The sequence below is a fragment of the Janthinobacterium sp. BJB446 genome (assembly GCF_002735655.1).
In the GTDB taxonomy this organism is placed as follows: Bacteria; Pseudomonadota; Gammaproteobacteria; order Burkholderiales; family Burkholderiaceae_D; genus Janthinobacterium; species Janthinobacterium lividum.
In genome coordinates, this window is record NZ_PDZK01000001.1 from 2904135 (window position 1) to 2919588 (window position 15454).

Consider the following 15454-nt stretch of genomic DNA (forward strand, 5'->3'; position numbering starts at 1 on the left):
ATCCTGGCTCAGGGATAGCTGGGCCGGCGCATGTGGAACAGGCTGTCCGGTCCGATCTCGAAATAATCGGCCGGACCGCCGCCGCGCAATATCGGCGCCGCTGCCGCCGTGTCGTACACGCCATCGGTCAGCAGGTGGCGCGCGATATGTACGCCCACCACTTCCCCCAGCACCAGCCAGCTGCCGACACCAGCGCCATTGACGCCCTGCAGCTCGATGATCTGCGTGCGCCGGCATTCGAAGGACACGGGGCTTTCGGCCACGCGCGGCACATTCACGATGCGCGAGGCGGCCGGCGTCAGGCCGGCCAGCGCGAATTCATCGACCTCGGGCGGCGCCGGCGCGCAGCTGGCATTCATCGCCTCGGCCAGCGGCCGGGTTGCCAGGTTCCACACGAATTCACCCGTCTGCTCGATATTGCGCAAGGTATCCTTGCGGCCGATGCTGGAAAAACCGATCAGCGGCGGGTGGTAATTGAAGGCATTGAAAAAGCTGTACGGCGCCAGGTTGAGCACGCCCTCGCCGCTGCGCGAAGCGATCCAGCCGATGGGCCGCGGCCCCACGATGGCGTTGAAGGGATCATGCGGCAGGCCGTGGCCCTGTGCAGGTTCATAAAAGTGAATGTTGTCGGCCACGCGCGTTCCTGAAGTCCAAGTCAAAGGCGCCCGGGATGGAACGCCTGGAGCGACAGCTTACTGGATTTGCCGCTACCGTGTTGCCAGCCCGCCGCCAGGTGCGCTCGCGCACGCAGCACCACAATTGTGTAGCACACGGCCCTTGGCCTCGCTTATGATGGCACAACTCAACCATTATCATTCCGCTACCGCCCATGCATACACTCACGCTGCACCAGAAAGTGTTCTTGCTCCTCCTGAGCATCGTCACCATCGGCTTCGGCTGGATACTGGCGCCGTATGCGGGCGCCATCTTCTGGGGCGTCATCCTGGCGATCCTGTTCGCGCCCGTGTACCGCTGGCTGCTGCGGAAAACCAGGGGCCGTGCCGGCCTGGCGTCGCTGCTGACCTTGCTGCTCATCGTCGTCATCGTGATCCTGCCGCTGTCGCTCATTTCCGTGTCGCTGGTGAACCAGGCGGCCAGCGTCGTGGAAATGGTGCGTTCGGGCGAAATCACGGTCGCCATGTTCTTCGATAAAATCATGGCAGTGCTGCCGCAATGGCTGATCAACTTGCTCGAGCGCTTCCACCTGTCCAGCCTGGCCAGCCTGCAGGACAAGCTGGCCGAGGGCGCCACGCAGGTGAGCCAGGTGGTGGCCGTGAAAGCCATCAATGTGGGCCTGTACACGTTTGAATTCCTCACCAGCCTGTGCATCATGCTGTACCTGCTGTTTTTCCTCATGCGCGATGGCTCCGCCCTGTCAGCCCGTATCAAGGGCGCCGTGCCGCTGAGCCGCAAATACAAGCAGCGCCTGTTCACCAATTTCACCACGGTGATCCGCGCCACGGTGAAAGGCAACATCCTCGTGGCGATCGCCCAGGGCGCCCTCGGCGGCCTGGCGTTCTGGTTCCTGGACGTGCCCGCACCCCTGCTGTGGGCCGTGCTGATGGCCTTCCTGTCGCTGCTGCCGGCCGTCGGCGCCGCCCTCGTCTGGGCGCCCGTGGCCGTCTACTTCCTGGCCACGGGCGCCATCTGGCAAGGCGCAGGCCTGGCCGCCTTCGGCGTCTTCGTCATCGGCCTAGTCGACAACGTGCTGCGCCCCATCCTGGTCGGCAAGGACACCAAGATGCCCGACTACGTGGTGCTGCTGTCGACCGTGGGCGGCATGGCCCTGTTTGGCCTGAACGGCTTCGTCATCGGCCCCGTGGTGGCGGCCCTGTTCATCGCCTCGTGGGATCTGTTCGTCTCGGCCAGCGAATTCCAGGCCGAGGATTGAGGCGTGGCAATCGGGAGCGTCAGCGTCCCATCCTGCAAAAATAATGGCGACGGAACCCGGCTTGCCGGCGGCGCCCCTTGCGCTTCCCGAAACAGGCTGGAACAGCACGGCGGCAGAGTGTCCGCCTGCGCTGGCCAGCCTCGGCAACTATCCACATGAGACCGGATTTCATATCGACTATCATGTTGCAATAGTGCGCATTTAGCAACAAATGCGAAAATATAGCTTTTGACGCAGTGGGCGCCGCGGCGTAGTGTCGGTCCTCCCGACAACCACGTAATGAGGAGCCTCCCATGGCAAATCCACTGTGCTTAATGATGCCGGCGCTACCCGGCACCAATCCGACCGCCATCGCCGCAACATTGGTGGAATTCCAGGCAAAGATCAATGCCGCCCTCACCGAGATCGGTACCGTGCACTTTGCCCGCTTCACCCTGCTGGACCGCTCCCAGCCCAATCTGCTGCCCAACATTCAATCGGCAGGCACTTCCGATAGCCTGATCATCGGCGTGATCACCGAGTATGACGGCAACTTCAACGACTACATCGAAGATTTCGTGGGCAAACTGGGCGAGGTGTTCGACGCGCTGCTGCAATTTGTCGTGGGCGGCAAGGCGCTGATTCCTGTTGCCAACCATGTGGCCGCATTTGAAGCCTTCATCACGGCCAACGACGCCGCGCAGCACGTGCCCAATAACGGCCTGTATAGCGCCTATCCACAGACCGTCCAGAAAATCATCGCCGCATTCCGAACCTGAGCCGAAAGCCACGCCGGGGCTGCGCAAGCGGCCCCACCACCCTGCCAGCCACCACCCCAGCCCCCGGAGACAGCATGGCCGATTCCACCATCGATTACGACGACGTGCAAGGCACGATCCTGCGCGGCTACCGCGTCAACCTGGCGCGCCATTTCATCTTCAGCATCACGGATGCGGCGCAGGCACGGCGCACCATCGCGGCTCTGCTCGACGGCAGCGACGGCTTGCCGTCCATTACCACCGCGCGGCACATCCACCCCAAGCCGCCCTGCTTCCTGAATCTCAGCTTTACCGCTCCCGGCCTGTCGGCGCTGGGCGTTGCCGCGACCGACCTGACCACCTTTGACCAGGCATTTCAACGGGGCGCGGCCGATCCGGCCAGCGTCACTGCCGTGGGCGACGTAGGCGACAGCGCCCCCGAGCACTGGCTCGGCAACCTGGGGCCGGCTACCCAGCATGGCCAGGTGCATGCGCTGCTGAGCCTGTGGGTCAGCGAATCGACGGAAGTGCTACAGGCGACCTCGGCCACACTACGCCGCGCCTTTGCCGCGGGCTGGCGCGAACTGTATGCGCATGACGGCGTGGCCCTGCCAGACAACCGCGTGCATTTCGGCTACCGCGACAGCATCGCCCAGCCCGACGTCGATGGCGCCCCGCAGCGCAAGCGCGAACACGACCCTGACCCGCTCAACAGCGTGAAGACGGGGGAATTCCTGCTCGGCTATCCGAATGAAAACGGCGGCACCTACCAGGTGCAGCCGCCGCAGCTATCCACCAATGGCAGTTATGCCGCCTTCCGCATCCTGGAGCAGGACTTGCCCCTGTTCGACAGCATCCTGAGCCAGGGCGCGGCCAGTTCAGGACTCACGACCGAAATGGTGGCCGCCAAGATGTGCGGGCGCTGGCGCAACGGCAATCCGCTCGTGCTCAGGCCGGACGAGGCCGGGCCCGTGCTGCCAGACGCCAGCCTGAACCGCTTTCACTATGTCGATGGACAGCCGGACCTCGATGACACGCTGGGCCTGAAATGCCCGATCGGCGCGCACATCCGGCGCAATAATCCGCGCGACGAAGCCGTCGTGGGCGCCTCCGCCCGCCACCACCGCATCGTGCGGCGCGCCATGCCCTACGGCAGCGAATATGATCCGGCAGCGCCCATCGCAGAGCGGCGCGGCCTGGTCGGCTATTTCATCAATGCCAGCTTGCGCAATCAGTTCGAATTCCTGATGAAGCAATGGAACAATGACGATGCCTTCGTCAAATCGGCCGTCGGCCCGGCCGGTCCCAAGGCGGGCGATGCCACGTTCAACATCAGCGGCCAGGACGTATTCCTGGGCATCAACGACCCCGCCGTCAGTTCCTTCACCTTGCCCGGCGTGGGCGCCAAGGGAAGCGGCAATACCGAACTGCAGCATTTCTCGCGCAGTGTCATCACGCGTGGCGGCGTGTATTGCTTCTTCCCCAGCATCACGGGATTGCGCTACCTGGCGAACCTCGGCTAGGCGGGCGCGCCACGAAGGCAAGCGGGAACGGCGCGGACCGCTTGCATTGATCCTGTCATTGCACTATCGTTGGCACACGCGCGTGTTGCCAACCTTTCACAATGACAGGAGTTCCCACCGTGTCGCTGATACTCTACGGCCATCCCTTTTCCTCGTACACGCAGAAGGTGCTCATCGCGCTGTACGAGAACGCCATCCCGTTCTCCTTCCGCTGCCTGGCGCCGGACATGCCGCAGCACCTGCAGCAATGGCTGGAACGCTGGCCGCTGCGCAAGTTTCCGCTGCTGGTGGACGGCGAGCGCAACGTCGCCGAGACCAGCATCATCATCGAATACCTGCAACTGGCCCATCCCGGCCCGCTGCGCCTGCTGCCGGACGATCCGATGCAGGCGCTGGACGTGCGTTTTCTCGACCGCTATTTCGACCTGCATGTCATGACACCCGTGCAGCATGCCGTCGGCGCCGCCCTGACCGGCGACCCGGTGAAGACAAGGGAAGGCCGCGCGTTTGCCGGCGAAAAGCTGGACCTCGCCTACGCCTGGCTGGAAGAGCGCCTGGCCGGCAAGACGTGGGCCGCCGGCGACCACTTCAGCCTGGCCGACTGCGCCGCCGCCCCCGCGCTGTTCTATGCGGATTGGACCCAGCCGATTCCCGCAACGCTGCCCCTGCTGCGCGCCTACCGCGCGCGCCTGCTGGCCCGCCCATCGTTCTCCCGCGCGGTGGAAGAAGCGCGCCCATACCGCCACCTCTTCCCCCTGGGCGCACCGCAGCGCGACTGAGCTTGTTCAGTAAACCTGTTCAGGCAAACACGGGGCGGAAAAAACTGCGCTCGTAGCTGACGATGCAGCGCGTCTCCTCGGCGTAGCGGAAGGCGGCCTGGCATTCGGCGTCCTGTATCGAGTCGCTGCGGTACTGCTCGTACAGGGCCAGGCTGGGGAACGAGAACATGGCCAGCGCCACGTTGCTGGCGCCTTCGGAGGGTAAAAAGTAGCCGTGGTGCTGGCCGCCGAAACGTTCGACCAGCGGTATCCACAGCTTGCCGTAGGTTTCGAATTCCTTCAGTTTGTACGGATCGATGATGTAGCGCAGGTAGCAGGTGATCATGAGTCTTCCTTTTGTAACTTCAGTTCCATCAGCATGCCCGCTTCCCAGGAGCCGATGGCGGCCAGTGGCGTGCCAGGCAAGAAGTCCAGCGCGCAAGGATAGGCAACGGCGTGTTCGGCAAGCACGCCGAGTCCCGGCCAGGCGTAAAACAGCAGCTTGCCCTTGCCGATGCGCCCCAGCGCACTGCCGTCGGGCAGCCAGCGCAAGGCGTCGCCCGTGCCGCCGCCCGCCTCCACGGCCACCGTGGCCAGCCGGCGGCCATCGTCCAGCGCATGCACGGACAGTGACTCTTGGCCGTCAGCGTAATGCAGCACTGCCAGGAGCATGCCATCGGGCGACGGCGCGCACGACGCCAGCTTCGGCAGCGACAGCACCACGCGGCCGGCGCCCGCCTGCAGCGGCCAGTCCCACACGCTGCAATAGTCGGGCGGCTGCACTTGCCCCTCTTCCACCGATTTGACGCCATGCAGGAGCAGCAAACGCCGGCCGCCATCGATAGCCCACATGCCGCGCAGCATCTCGCCCGGGTGCGCTTGCGTGAAAAGCGCCTCGCCCGTCTGCGCGTCGCGCACCCGCAGGCGGCCATCCCAGCCGCCATCGACCAGATACCGGCCGCACGGCGACCACGCGGGGCCGCAGCCTTCGCCATCCTTCCTGTTCTGGAAATTGAACAGCAATTGTCCCGCATTGGCATCCACCACGGCCAGCTGGCCCGTCGTGCTCTTGATGGCGAGCCGGCTGCCGTCGGGCGAGAAGGCCATGCCCGACATGTGCGCGATGAATTTGCCGCGCCACAGTTTCTGTCGTGCCGGTACGTCCCACAGCACCAGGTCGCGCCCCAGCACGGCCAGGCGCGTGCCATCGGGTGAAAACTGCACGCCGTAGCTGCAGCCCAGCTTCATGGGCTTGCGCGTCGCCGTCACGGGCGCGCCAGCCGGTACACGACGCAATCGAGGTCGTAATGGCGCCCCATGCCCACGTATTGCATGCCCAGGCGCGTCATGACCTTGATCGAGGCGGCATTGTCCGGGTGGGCCACGGCCACCACTGCGGGCGCGCCGACGACGTCAAACGCGTGCGCGACGATGGCGGCAGCCGCCTCGCTGGCATAGCCCTGGCCCCAGCCTGTACGCGCCAGGCGCCAGCCGATTTCATGCGGTTTAGTCTTGTCGCCATCGAGATGCTGCAGGCAGGCCATGCCCACCATCTCGCCATCATCGAGGCGTATCAGCGCCCACCACGAATAGCCCCACTCGGCCCAGCGGCCCGTGATGCGCGTGACGGCCGCGCGCGTATTTTCTTCCGTCTCGGGCTGGCCCGCATTCAGATAGGTCATCACCTCGGGATCCGTGTTGAGGGTGCGCATGCGCTCGTAGTGCTGCTCGGTGATCGGTTCAAGGCGCAGGCGCGCCGTCGTCAGTATGGTCATGGCATTTCCTTGGACGAAAAAAAAGACGATACACGATCGTCTTTTTTTTGCAAGCGCACACGCGATTACTTGCCTGCTTCGCCCTTCTTGATCCACGCCGCCAGCTGGTGCGGACGCAGGCCGTCGTAGTCTTCGAACGGCTGGTGGATCCACGGATTGTGCGGCAGTTCGTCCAGGAAGTAGTCAGGACGCACGACGGAGCAGCCTTTCAGCCAGATCACGGCCGATTTGACTTCGGTCACGTCAGGGAAGTTTTCCTTCAGGTGACGCGTGACCTTGTCCAGGGTGACGCCGGAATCGGCCAGGTCGTCGACCAGCAGGATGCGGCCAGCCAGCGGGCCCTTGGTCATGGTCATGTACTTGGCGATATCGAGGTCGCCGCGCACCGTGCCCGCGTCTTCGCGGTAGGAGCTGGTCGACAGGATGGCCAACGGCAAATCAAAAATGCGCGAGAACACGTCGCCAGGACGCACTCCGCCGCGCGCCAGGCACAATACCTGGTCGAATTTCCAGCCCGATTCGTAGACCTTGAGCGCCAGGCGCTCGATCAGGCGGTGGTATTCTTCCCAGTTGACCCAGAGATGTTGATCGTTCGATTGTGGGGTAGTCATGATAGTGGAATCTTATTATTAGCGTGATTAAAAAAATCCGCCTTGCGGCGGATTGTGTCCAGCAGCTTACTCGAATGGGTGGCGCAGCACGATCGTTTCTTCACGATCCGGACCGGTCGAAACCATGTCCACCGGCACGCCGACCAGTTCTTCGATGCGCTTGATGTAAGCGCGCGCCGTTGCCGGCAGGGCCGCCAGCGATTTCGCGCCGACCGTGCTTTCCGTCCAGCCTGGCATCTCTTCGTACACCGGTACGCAACGGGCGGCTTCTTCGGCGCCCGATGGGAAGATGTCCGTGGCCACGCCGTCGATGGTGTAGCCGGTGCACAGTTTCAGCGTTTCGATACCATCCAGTACGTCCAGCTTGGTCAGGCACATGCCCGTCACGCCGTTGATCTGTACGGAGCGGCGCAGCAAGGCAGCGTCGAACCAGCCGCAGCGGCGGGCGCGGCCCGTCACGGTGCCGAATTCATGGCCGACTTGCGCCAGGTGGTGGCCGACGCCCGCATCCGTTGGCAGTTCCGACGGGAACGGGCCGGAGCCGACGCGCGTCGTGTACGCCTTGGTGATGCCCAGGATGTAGTGCAGCATGCCAGGACCGACGCCCGAACCGGCGGCGGCATTGCCGGCCACGCAGTTCGACGAGGTGACGAACGGATAGGTGCCGTGGTCGACGTCGAGCAGGGAACCCTGTGCGCCTTCGAACAGCAGGTTCGCGCCAGCCTTGTGCGCCTTGTACAGCGCGCTCGACACGTCGGTGACCATTGGGCGCAGGCGCGGCACATAGGCCAACGCGTCGTCGAGGGTCTTCTGGTAATCGATGCGCGGAGCTTTCAGGTAGTGCTCCAGCACGAAGTTGTGGTAATCGAGGTTTTCCGCCAGTTTTTCAGCGAAACGGCTCTCGTTCAGCAGGTCGGCGACGCGGATGGCGCGGCGCGCCACCTTGTCTTCGTAGGCCGGGCCGATGCCCTTGCCGGTGGTGCCGATCTTGGCCGCGCCGCGCGCAGCTTCACGCGCCAGGTCGAGTGCTGAGTGGTAAGGCAGGATCACCGGTGCGGCGTCCGACACTTTCAGGCGCGAGGCGACTTCGACGCCGACGGCTTCCAGCTTGTCGATTTCGCGCAGCACGTCCGGCACGGAAACGACCACGCCGTTACCGATGTAGCAGGCGACGCCTGGACGCATGATGCCCGACGGGATCAGCTGCAGCGCGGTTTTCACGCCACCGATGACCAGCGTGTGGCCTGCATTGTGGCCGCCCTGGAAGCGCACCACACCTTGGGCGTGATCGGTCAACCAATCGACGATCTTGCCTTTACCTTCATCGCCCCATTGGGTGCCGATGACAACAACGTTCTTTGCCATAATTTTCTTTGACATCACTCAACCTAAGTTTTTAAGAATCCAGCTACTACCATTATCGGCAAGTACCAGCACGCGATCGCACTCGAACTCGTCTTGTTCATTACTGTGACCCGGCATACTCTGGATCACGACCTCGCCCGCCTTGCGCAACTCGGCGATTTTTTCCTTCAATTCTGGCGCGCTGCCCCACGGCGCGCGGATCGAATGCTTCCGTTCCGCGGTCGGCAACAGGCGCGCCAGTTCGCGCAAATCGAGCGAGAAGCCGGTCGCGGGACGAGCCCGGCCGAACGCTTCGCCGACGTGGTCATAACGGCCGCCGCGCGCAACCGCGTTCGGCAAGCCAGGTACATACAGCGCAAACATCGCGCCACTTTCATATTGGTAGCCGCGCAGGTCGGCCAGGTCGATCGCCACTTCGGCGCGGCCCAGCGCGGATCCTGCCAGCGCGGCCAGTTCGGCCAGCGCCTTGAGCACGCCCGGCAGCGGCGGCAGCACTTCGCGCGCACGCGCCAGCACGTCGATGTCGCCGTACAGGTTCGGCAAGGCCAGCAGCGCATCGCGCGTCACGGCGTCATAGCCGGCCGTGAGAGCGCGCAGGCCCGGCGCATCTTTCGCGCGCAGCAGGGCGTACAGCGCAGCTTCGTCGCGCTCGGCATTGGCGTCTTGCGCAATGATAGCGCGCAACAGGCCGACGTGCGACAAATCCAGGCGTACCGCGTCGAATCCGGCCAGTGCCAGCGAAGCGAGCGCCAGTTCCTGGATCTCGGCATCCGCTTCCAGGCCGGCGTGGCCATAGATTTCGGCGCCGATCTGCAGCGGCTCGCGGGTGGCGTGCAGGCCCGACGGACGGGTATGCAGCACGCTGCCGGCGTAGCACAGGCGGGTGACGGTGGCACGGTTGAGCAGGTGCGCGTCGATGCGCGCCACTTGCGTCGTCATGTCGGCGCGCAGGCCGAGCATGCGGCCCGACAGCTGGTCGACCAGTTTGAACGTGCGCAGGTCGGTATCCTTGCCAGCGCCAGTCATCAGCGATTCCAGATACTCGAGCAGCGGCGGCATCACCAGTTCATATCCGTACAGACGGAAATTATCCAGCATGAGGCGGCGCAGCTCTTCGATCTTGCGCGCTTCCGACGGCAGAACATCGGCAATATTTTCGGGCAAAAGCCAATTCGGCATGAGGGAGCGAGATACGGAAGAAAGTTGAAAAAATGCATCATGCGAGGCAGCGGCAGGCGCGCCAGGCAAGAGGCCGAACCTGATATTTTACGCGAAAACACGGGCCTTTAGGGATAAGTTGTCCGAAACGCTGCCGCACAGCCCTAAAAACACCGCATTTTACGCCTTCCCGCAACAGCGTGCCGGGCACAAAAAAACGGGGCCGGCATTGATGCCGGCCCCGCTGCTGCCGCACCCGTCCTTGCGGCCGGGCGCAGTCTGGATACTGCCTTACTTCTTGGCCGAACCGGCTGCGCCGCCGCCCTTGAAGTACTTGAAGAATTCCGAACTCGGATCGACCACCATCACGTCGCCCTTGTCCTTGAACGTGGCGCGGTAGGCTTCCAGGCTACGGTAAAACTTGTAGAACTCCGGATTCCTGCCAAACGCTTCCGCATAGATCTGCGATGCCTTGGCATCGCCCTCGCCGCGGATCTTCTCGGCTTCGCGATACGCTTCGGCCAGGATCACCGTGCGCTGCTTGTCGGCGTCGGCGCGGATTTTCTCGGAGTCGGCCGAACCGGTCGAACGCAGCTCATTGGCCACGCGCACGCGCTCGGACTTCATGCGCTCGTACACGGAGTTGTTGATCTGCTCGACGTAGTCGACGCGTTTCAGGCGCACGTCGACGATTTCCACGCCGATGGCCTTGGCTTCCGCCGAGACCTTCGCCAGGATCGCTTCCATCACCTTGCCGCGCTGGCCCGAGATCACTTCGCGCACGGTGCGCTTGGTGATTTCATCGTTCAGCGCTGCCTTGACGATTTGCGACATGCGGTTGCGGGCCGGCTTTTCATCGCCGCCAAAGCTGCGGAAATACAGCCGCGGGTCGGCGATGCGCCACTTCACATACGCGTCGACGAGGATGTTCTTCTTTTCGGCCGTGATGAAGCGTTCCGGTTCCGGCGTATCCAGGGTCAGGATGCGCTTGTCCAGGTACAGCACGTTCTGGAACGGCGGCGGCAGCTTGAAATACAGGCCCGGCGTGCTGATGACTTCCTTGACTTCACCGAGGGCGAAGACGACCGCATACTTACGCTGGTCGACCACGAACACGGTCGAGGACAAGAGCATGATCGCGATAAAGCCCGCGATCAGGGCGGCTACGATACGGTTCATTAGCGGCTCTCCCGTTCACGCGAAGAGCGGCTGTCGCGGCGCGTATTGACTTCTACTGTCGGCATGGCTTCCTGTGGCAAAACGGTGTTGGCTGCGGGTGTCGCGGCAGCACGGGCGGCGGCAGCGGCGGCATCGGTGGCAGCCGTCTGGGCGATCAGCTTGTCGAGCGGCAGGTACAGCAGATTGCTGCCCGTCTTCGCGTCAACCATGACCTTGCTGGCACTGCTGAACACTTGCTGCATCGTTTCGAGGTACATGCGGTCGCGCGTGACAACCGGCGCCTTCTGGTACTCGACCAGCACCTGCTTGAAGCGCGAAGCATTACCGGCGGCGTTCTCGGTCACCATCGCGCTGTACGCGGCCGCTTCCTCCATCAGGCGGAATGCGGCGCCGCGGGCTTTTGGAATGACGTCGTTGGCGTAAGCCTGGCCTTCATTCTTCTGGCGCTCGCGGTCCTGGCCTGCCTTGACGGCATCGTCAAAGGCGGCTTGCACCTGCTCCGGCGGCTGCACGGCCTGCATCGTCACGTTGGTGATGACGGCGCCGACCTTGTAGCGGTCGAGAATCTGCTGCATCAGCTGCTGCGTATCGTACGCCACCTTTTCGCGGCCCTCGTACAGCACGAAGTCCATCTTGCTGCGGCCGACGACTTCGCGGATCGCCGTTTCGGCGACCTGGCGCAGGGTGTCTTCCTGGTCGCGCGTGTTGAACAGCCACGCCACGGGATCTTTCAGGGTGTATTGCACCGCGAACTGGATATCGATGATGTTTTCATCGTCCGTCAGCATCAGCGACTCGCTGGCCTGCTTGTTGCGCAGCGACTGGCGGTAACCCACTTCCACCGTGCGCACCTGCGACACGTTGACGGTTTCGTCGGTCTGGAACGGGTACGGCCAGCGCCAGTTGAAACCGGCCGGCGTGGTGTGGCTGTACTTGCCGAACGTGAGCACGACGCCGTTCTGGCCCTCTTGCACGATGAAGGCGCCGCTGGCGAGCCAGATGAAGACGGCGATCACGCCGACCACGCCGGCGGTGATGCCGGCGCCCTTCATGTCGGGACGCGGGCCACCGCCGCCACCGTTGTTATTGCCGCCGTTGTCGGGACGGTTCTTCTGTCCGAAAAAGGCGTTCAGGCGCTGATTGAAATCGCGCCACAACTGATCGAGGTCCGGCGGACCTTCGCCGGGCTTTTTGCCTTCTTGGGCTTTCTTGCCGTCGTCCTTGCGATTGCCCCAGCGGGGATCGTTCAGGGACAACTTCAAGCCTGTTTTTTTGAGTAGGGAGACAAGCATAACTATCGTGTTCCGACTTGGGAGTGGGTGGAAATCCTATCGTCCTCGCCAGGCTCTTCGTCCTGGTCCGGGGCGGCGCCATCGTGCTGGTCGTACTGACCGTCAAACTGATCTTCCTGCGGTGCTTCATCGTTCTGGTACAGGTGGGCCGAACCGGGCGCCTTCCTGGCCATCTCGACTATCGCATCGCGCAGCAGGTCGAGCCCGCTGCCCTTCTGCGCACTGACGAACACGCGACTGATCGTAGCATATTCGTCGCGCTCCACCGAAGGCTCCAGCCCGGCCGCATCGATCTTGTTCCACACGAGGATTTGCGGAATATGATCGGCGCCGATCTCTTTCAAGACCAGGTTGACCTGCTCGATCTGTTCCATGCGCACCGGCGACGCGGCGTCGACGACATGCAGCAGCAAATCGGCATGGATGGTTTCTTCAAGCGTGGCGCGGAATGCCGCCACCAGCTGGTGCGGCAGTTCGCGCACGAAGCCGACCGTGTCGGAGATCACCACGTTACCCACTTCCTGGCCCAGGTAAACCCGGCGCGAGGTGGTGTCGAGGGTGGCGAACAACTGGTCGGCGACATACACGCCGGCCTTGGTCACGGCATTGAACAGGGTCGACTTGCCGGCATTGGTATAGCCGACCAGGGACACCGAGAATGTGTGATTGCGGCCGCGCGCGCGGCGCTGCGTTTCGCGCTGCTTGTGCAGCTTTTCCAGACGGGCGCGCAAGGCCTTGACGCGGTCGCCGATCAGCCGGCGGTCGGTCTCGAGCTGCGTCTCGCCGGGACCGCGCAAGCCGATACCGCCCTTTTGCCGCTCAAGGTGGGTCCAGCCGCGGATCAGGCGCGTGGCCAGATGCTGCAGCTGGGCCAGCTCGACTTGCAGCTTGCCCTCGTGGCTCTTGGCGCGTTGCGCGAAGATGTCGAGGATCAGGCTGGTACGGTCGAGCACGCGCACATTCAGGCGCTTTTCCAGATTGCGCTGCTGGGCAGGTGAGAGGGCATGGTTGAAAATGACGATTTCCAGGCCATCGTTGACGACGACGTCGCCAATTTCATCGGCCTTGCCGCTGCCGACGAAATACGCGGAATCGGGACTGGATCGCTTGGCCGTGATGGTGGAAATCGGGTCCGCGCCAGCCGAACGCGACAACAGCATGAGTTCCTCCATGCTGGCGGCGAAGTCGCTGTGACCGAAGTCAACCCCGACTAGTGCCGCGCGCATGATGGCATCTGATGAGTTGCGGCGGACGCCGACGCCGATGCAAACGCATCAGCGCCGCTGGCGCGGACGGGGGCGATAGAGGGTGAAAGGCGCTGGGCCGTCAAGCTCAACGCTTTACTCCGCTTCAGATTCAATATTGAGATTGACAGCACGGGCCGGCACCACTGTCGAGATGGCATGCTTGTACACCATCTGTGTCACCGTATTGCGCAGCAATACGACATATTGATCGAACGATTCGATATGGCCCTGCAATTTAATGCCATTGACCAGGTAAATCGAGACAGGAACATGCTCTTTGCGTAATGCATTGAGGAATGGGTCTTGTAACAGTTGCCCTTTGTTGCTCATAACAGCTCCGTTGTTTATGTTGTTGTGTAAGAATTGGAGGCGACTCGCTTGATTTCAAGTGCTCTCACACCTTCCAAAGAAAGAAAGATGCGTCATAGCTACTGTAACCTGTTTTCGCGATCGCTGTCGCGCATGGCGCATTAACACTTTATTATTCTCGTGCAAAAGCCATTGAATTGGCTGTCGGCGCCGCATTATCTCTGCGGCGCCTTAATATGCACTTAATTCAGCATTTAAATCATTACTTGCTTGGCGTGCGTGCAAACGGGTTTTTACCCGTGCGCAGTTCGATGCGCAGCGGCGTGCCGACCAACGCAAACGTATCGCGGAAATGTTTTTCCAGATAGCGTTTGTAAGGATCGCCAACGGCGTCGAGCGCATTGCCGTGAATAACGATCACAGGCGGGTTCATGCCGCCCTGGTGAGCGTAGCGCAACTTCGGACGAATCGACCCCTTCCGGCGCGGCTCCTGCTTCTCCACGGCCTCGATCAGGGCACGCGTCAGCTTCGGTGTCGACAGGTCGCACATGGCGGCCGCATACGCGGCGTTGAGCGACTTCATCAGCGGACCGATATTGGTGCCCTTCAGCGCCGAAATGAAATGCATCTGCGCGAACGACAGGAAATCGAGCTTGCGGTCGATATCGATCTTGATTTCATCGCGCTCGTGCGATTGCAAGCCATCCCATTTATTCACGGCCACCACCAGCGCGCGGCCCGATTCCAGGATAAAGCCGGCGATATGCGCGTCCTGTTCCGAGATATCCTGCTGCGCGTCGAGCATCAGCACGACCACGTTGGCTTCGGAAATCGACTGCAGCGTTTTCACCACCGAGAATTTCTCGATCGCTTCAAACACCTTGCCTCGGCGGCGGATACCGGCCGTGTCGATCAAGGTGTATTGCTGGCCATCGCGCTCGAACGGGATTTCGATCGAATCGCGCGTCGTGCCCGGCATGTCGAAGGCGATCACGCGCTCTTCGCCCAGCAGCGTGTTGATCAAGGTCGACTTGCCCACGTTCGGACGGCCGACGAGGGCGATCTTGATGCCGCGGTCGGTCTTTTCCAGCTCTTCAGGCTCATCCGGACGCTGAGCGAACGCCAGGTCCAGCATCACTTCGACGAGGTCGTTGACGCCATCGCCGTGCGCCGACGAGATCGCATACGGATCGCCCATGCCCAATTCATAGAATTCGGACACGACGGCCGTGTAGCGCATGCCTTCGCTTTTGTTAACCACCAGCAAGACCGGGCGGCCGCTCTTGCGCAGGAAGTCAACGATGGTCTTGTCATGCGGGGTCAGGCCCTGACGGCCGTCCACGATGAACACCACCACGTCGGCCTCGGCCACGGCCTGCTTGGTCTGCAGTGCCATCTGGTGCATGATGCCTTCCTTGGCGACGGGTTCGAAACCACCCGTATCGATGACCAGGAAGGGACGTTCGCCGACACGGCCTTCGCCATAGTGACGATCGCGCGTCAACCCAGGCAAATCCGCCACCAGCGCATCGCGCGAGCGGGTCAGACGATTGAATAAAGTCGATTTCCCAACATTGGGTCGACCTACTAGTGCAATTACCGGCTTCAT

Annotated in this window: 16 protein-coding genes; 4 read left to right on the forward strand and 12 right to left on the reverse strand. The window is 62.6% G+C overall.

The features are described 5' to 3' along the window. Nucleotides 1–8 precede the first annotated feature (8 nt). Complete coding sequence (locus CSQ92_RS12905; RefSeq protein ID WP_070282101.1) at nucleotides 9–635, reverse strand: flavin reductase family protein; 627 nt, start codon at nucleotides 633–635, stop codon at nucleotides 9–11. A gap of 194 nt (nucleotides 636–829) precedes the next feature. Here CSQ92_RS12905 and CSQ92_RS12910 point away from each other — a divergent pair, with 194 nt between their 5' ends. The 4 genes from CSQ92_RS12910 (at nucleotide 830) to CSQ92_RS12925 (ending at nucleotide 4930) form a co-directional block, all read left to right on the forward strand. Continuing rightward, nucleotides 830–1891: an AI-2E family transporter gene (locus CSQ92_RS12910; RefSeq protein WP_099394296.1), complete on the forward strand. Its 1062-nt coding sequence runs from the start codon at nucleotides 830–832 to the stop codon at nucleotides 1889–1891. Nucleotides 1892–2184: 293 nt separating this feature from the next. Continuing rightward, nucleotides 2185–2649, forward strand: coding sequence for a hypothetical protein (locus CSQ92_RS12915; RefSeq protein ID WP_139179151.1), 465 nt, complete (start codon nucleotides 2185–2187; stop codon nucleotides 2647–2649). 74 nt (nucleotides 2650–2723) lie between these two features. Further along, nucleotides 2724–4151, forward strand: coding sequence for a Dyp-type peroxidase (locus CSQ92_RS12920; RefSeq protein ID WP_099394297.1), 1428 nt, complete (start codon nucleotides 2724–2726; stop codon nucleotides 4149–4151). Between the two features lie 119 nt (nucleotides 4152–4270). Then, nucleotides 4271–4930 carry a glutathione S-transferase family protein gene (locus CSQ92_RS12925; protein ID WP_099394298.1) on the forward strand — a complete coding sequence of 220 codons (660 nt, stop codon included), beginning with the start codon at nucleotides 4271–4273 and terminating at the stop codon, nucleotides 4928–4930. Nucleotides 4931–4949: 19 nt separating this feature from the next. On the opposite strand, the gene CSQ92_RS12930 is transcribed toward CSQ92_RS12925, so the two are convergent. The 11 genes from CSQ92_RS12930 to der form a co-directional block, all read right to left on the reverse strand. Continuing rightward, the gene (locus CSQ92_RS12930) at nucleotides 4950–5255 is read right to left on the reverse strand and encodes an NIPSNAP family protein (protein WP_099394299.1); all 306 of its coding nucleotides are present in this window, start codon (nucleotides 5253–5255) and stop codon (nucleotides 4950–4952) included. Next, nucleotides 5252–6205, reverse strand: coding sequence for a WD40 repeat domain-containing protein (locus CSQ92_RS12935; protein WP_180277005.1), 954 nt, complete (start codon nucleotides 6203–6205; stop codon nucleotides 5252–5254). The genes CSQ92_RS12930 and CSQ92_RS12935 overlap by 4 nt, the downstream gene beginning before the upstream one ends. Next, nucleotides 6175–6684 carry a GNAT family N-acetyltransferase gene (locus CSQ92_RS12940; RefSeq protein WP_034789022.1) on the reverse strand — a complete coding sequence of 170 codons (510 nt, stop codon included), beginning with the start codon at nucleotides 6682–6684 and terminating at the stop codon, nucleotides 6175–6177. The genes CSQ92_RS12935 and CSQ92_RS12940 overlap by 31 nt, the downstream gene beginning before the upstream one ends. A gap of 65 nt (nucleotides 6685–6749) precedes the next feature. Then, on the reverse strand, nucleotides 6750–7295 hold the full coding sequence (locus CSQ92_RS12945) for a phosphoribosyltransferase (protein WP_034752020.1): 546 nt from the start codon (nucleotides 7293–7295) through the stop codon (nucleotides 6750–6752). Nucleotides 7296–7361: 66 nt separating this feature from the next. Next, nucleotides 7362–8675, reverse strand: coding sequence for an adenylosuccinate synthase (locus CSQ92_RS12950; RefSeq protein WP_034789024.1), 1314 nt, complete (start codon nucleotides 8673–8675; stop codon nucleotides 7362–7364). A gap of 3 nt (nucleotides 8676–8678) precedes the next feature. Next, nucleotides 8679–9839, reverse strand: coding sequence for an ATP phosphoribosyltransferase regulatory subunit (locus CSQ92_RS12955; RefSeq protein WP_099394301.1), 1161 nt, complete (start codon nucleotides 9837–9839; stop codon nucleotides 8679–8681). Nucleotides 9840–10109: 270 nt separating this feature from the next. Further along, nucleotides 10110–10997, reverse strand: a complete 888-nt coding sequence (gene hflC, locus CSQ92_RS12960) for a protease modulator HflC (RefSeq protein WP_034789029.1) — start codon at nucleotides 10995–10997, stop codon at nucleotides 10110–10112. Further along, on the reverse strand, nucleotides 10997–12289 hold the full coding sequence (gene hflK, locus CSQ92_RS12965) for an FtsH protease activity modulator HflK (protein ID WP_070254060.1): 1293 nt from the start codon (nucleotides 12287–12289) through the stop codon (nucleotides 10997–10999). Before hflK ends, hflC begins: the two co-directional genes overlap by 1 nt. 2 nt (nucleotides 12290–12291) lie before the next feature. After that, complete coding sequence (gene hflX / locus CSQ92_RS12970) at nucleotides 12292–13515, reverse strand: GTPase HflX (protein WP_034752026.1); 1224 nt, start codon at nucleotides 13513–13515, stop codon at nucleotides 12292–12294. A gap of 114 nt (nucleotides 13516–13629) precedes the next feature. After that, a complete protein-coding gene (hfq, locus tag CSQ92_RS12975) occupies nucleotides 13630–13866 on the reverse strand; it encodes an RNA chaperone Hfq (RefSeq protein ID WP_008450615.1) in 237 nt (78 codons plus the stop codon). Nucleotides 13867–14107: 241 nt separating this feature from the next. Further along, nucleotides 14108–15454 (reverse strand): ribosome biogenesis GTPase Der, encoded by a 1347-nt coding sequence (gene der / locus CSQ92_RS12980; protein ID WP_034752028.1) that lies wholly within the window; start codon nucleotides 15452–15454, stop codon nucleotides 14108–14110.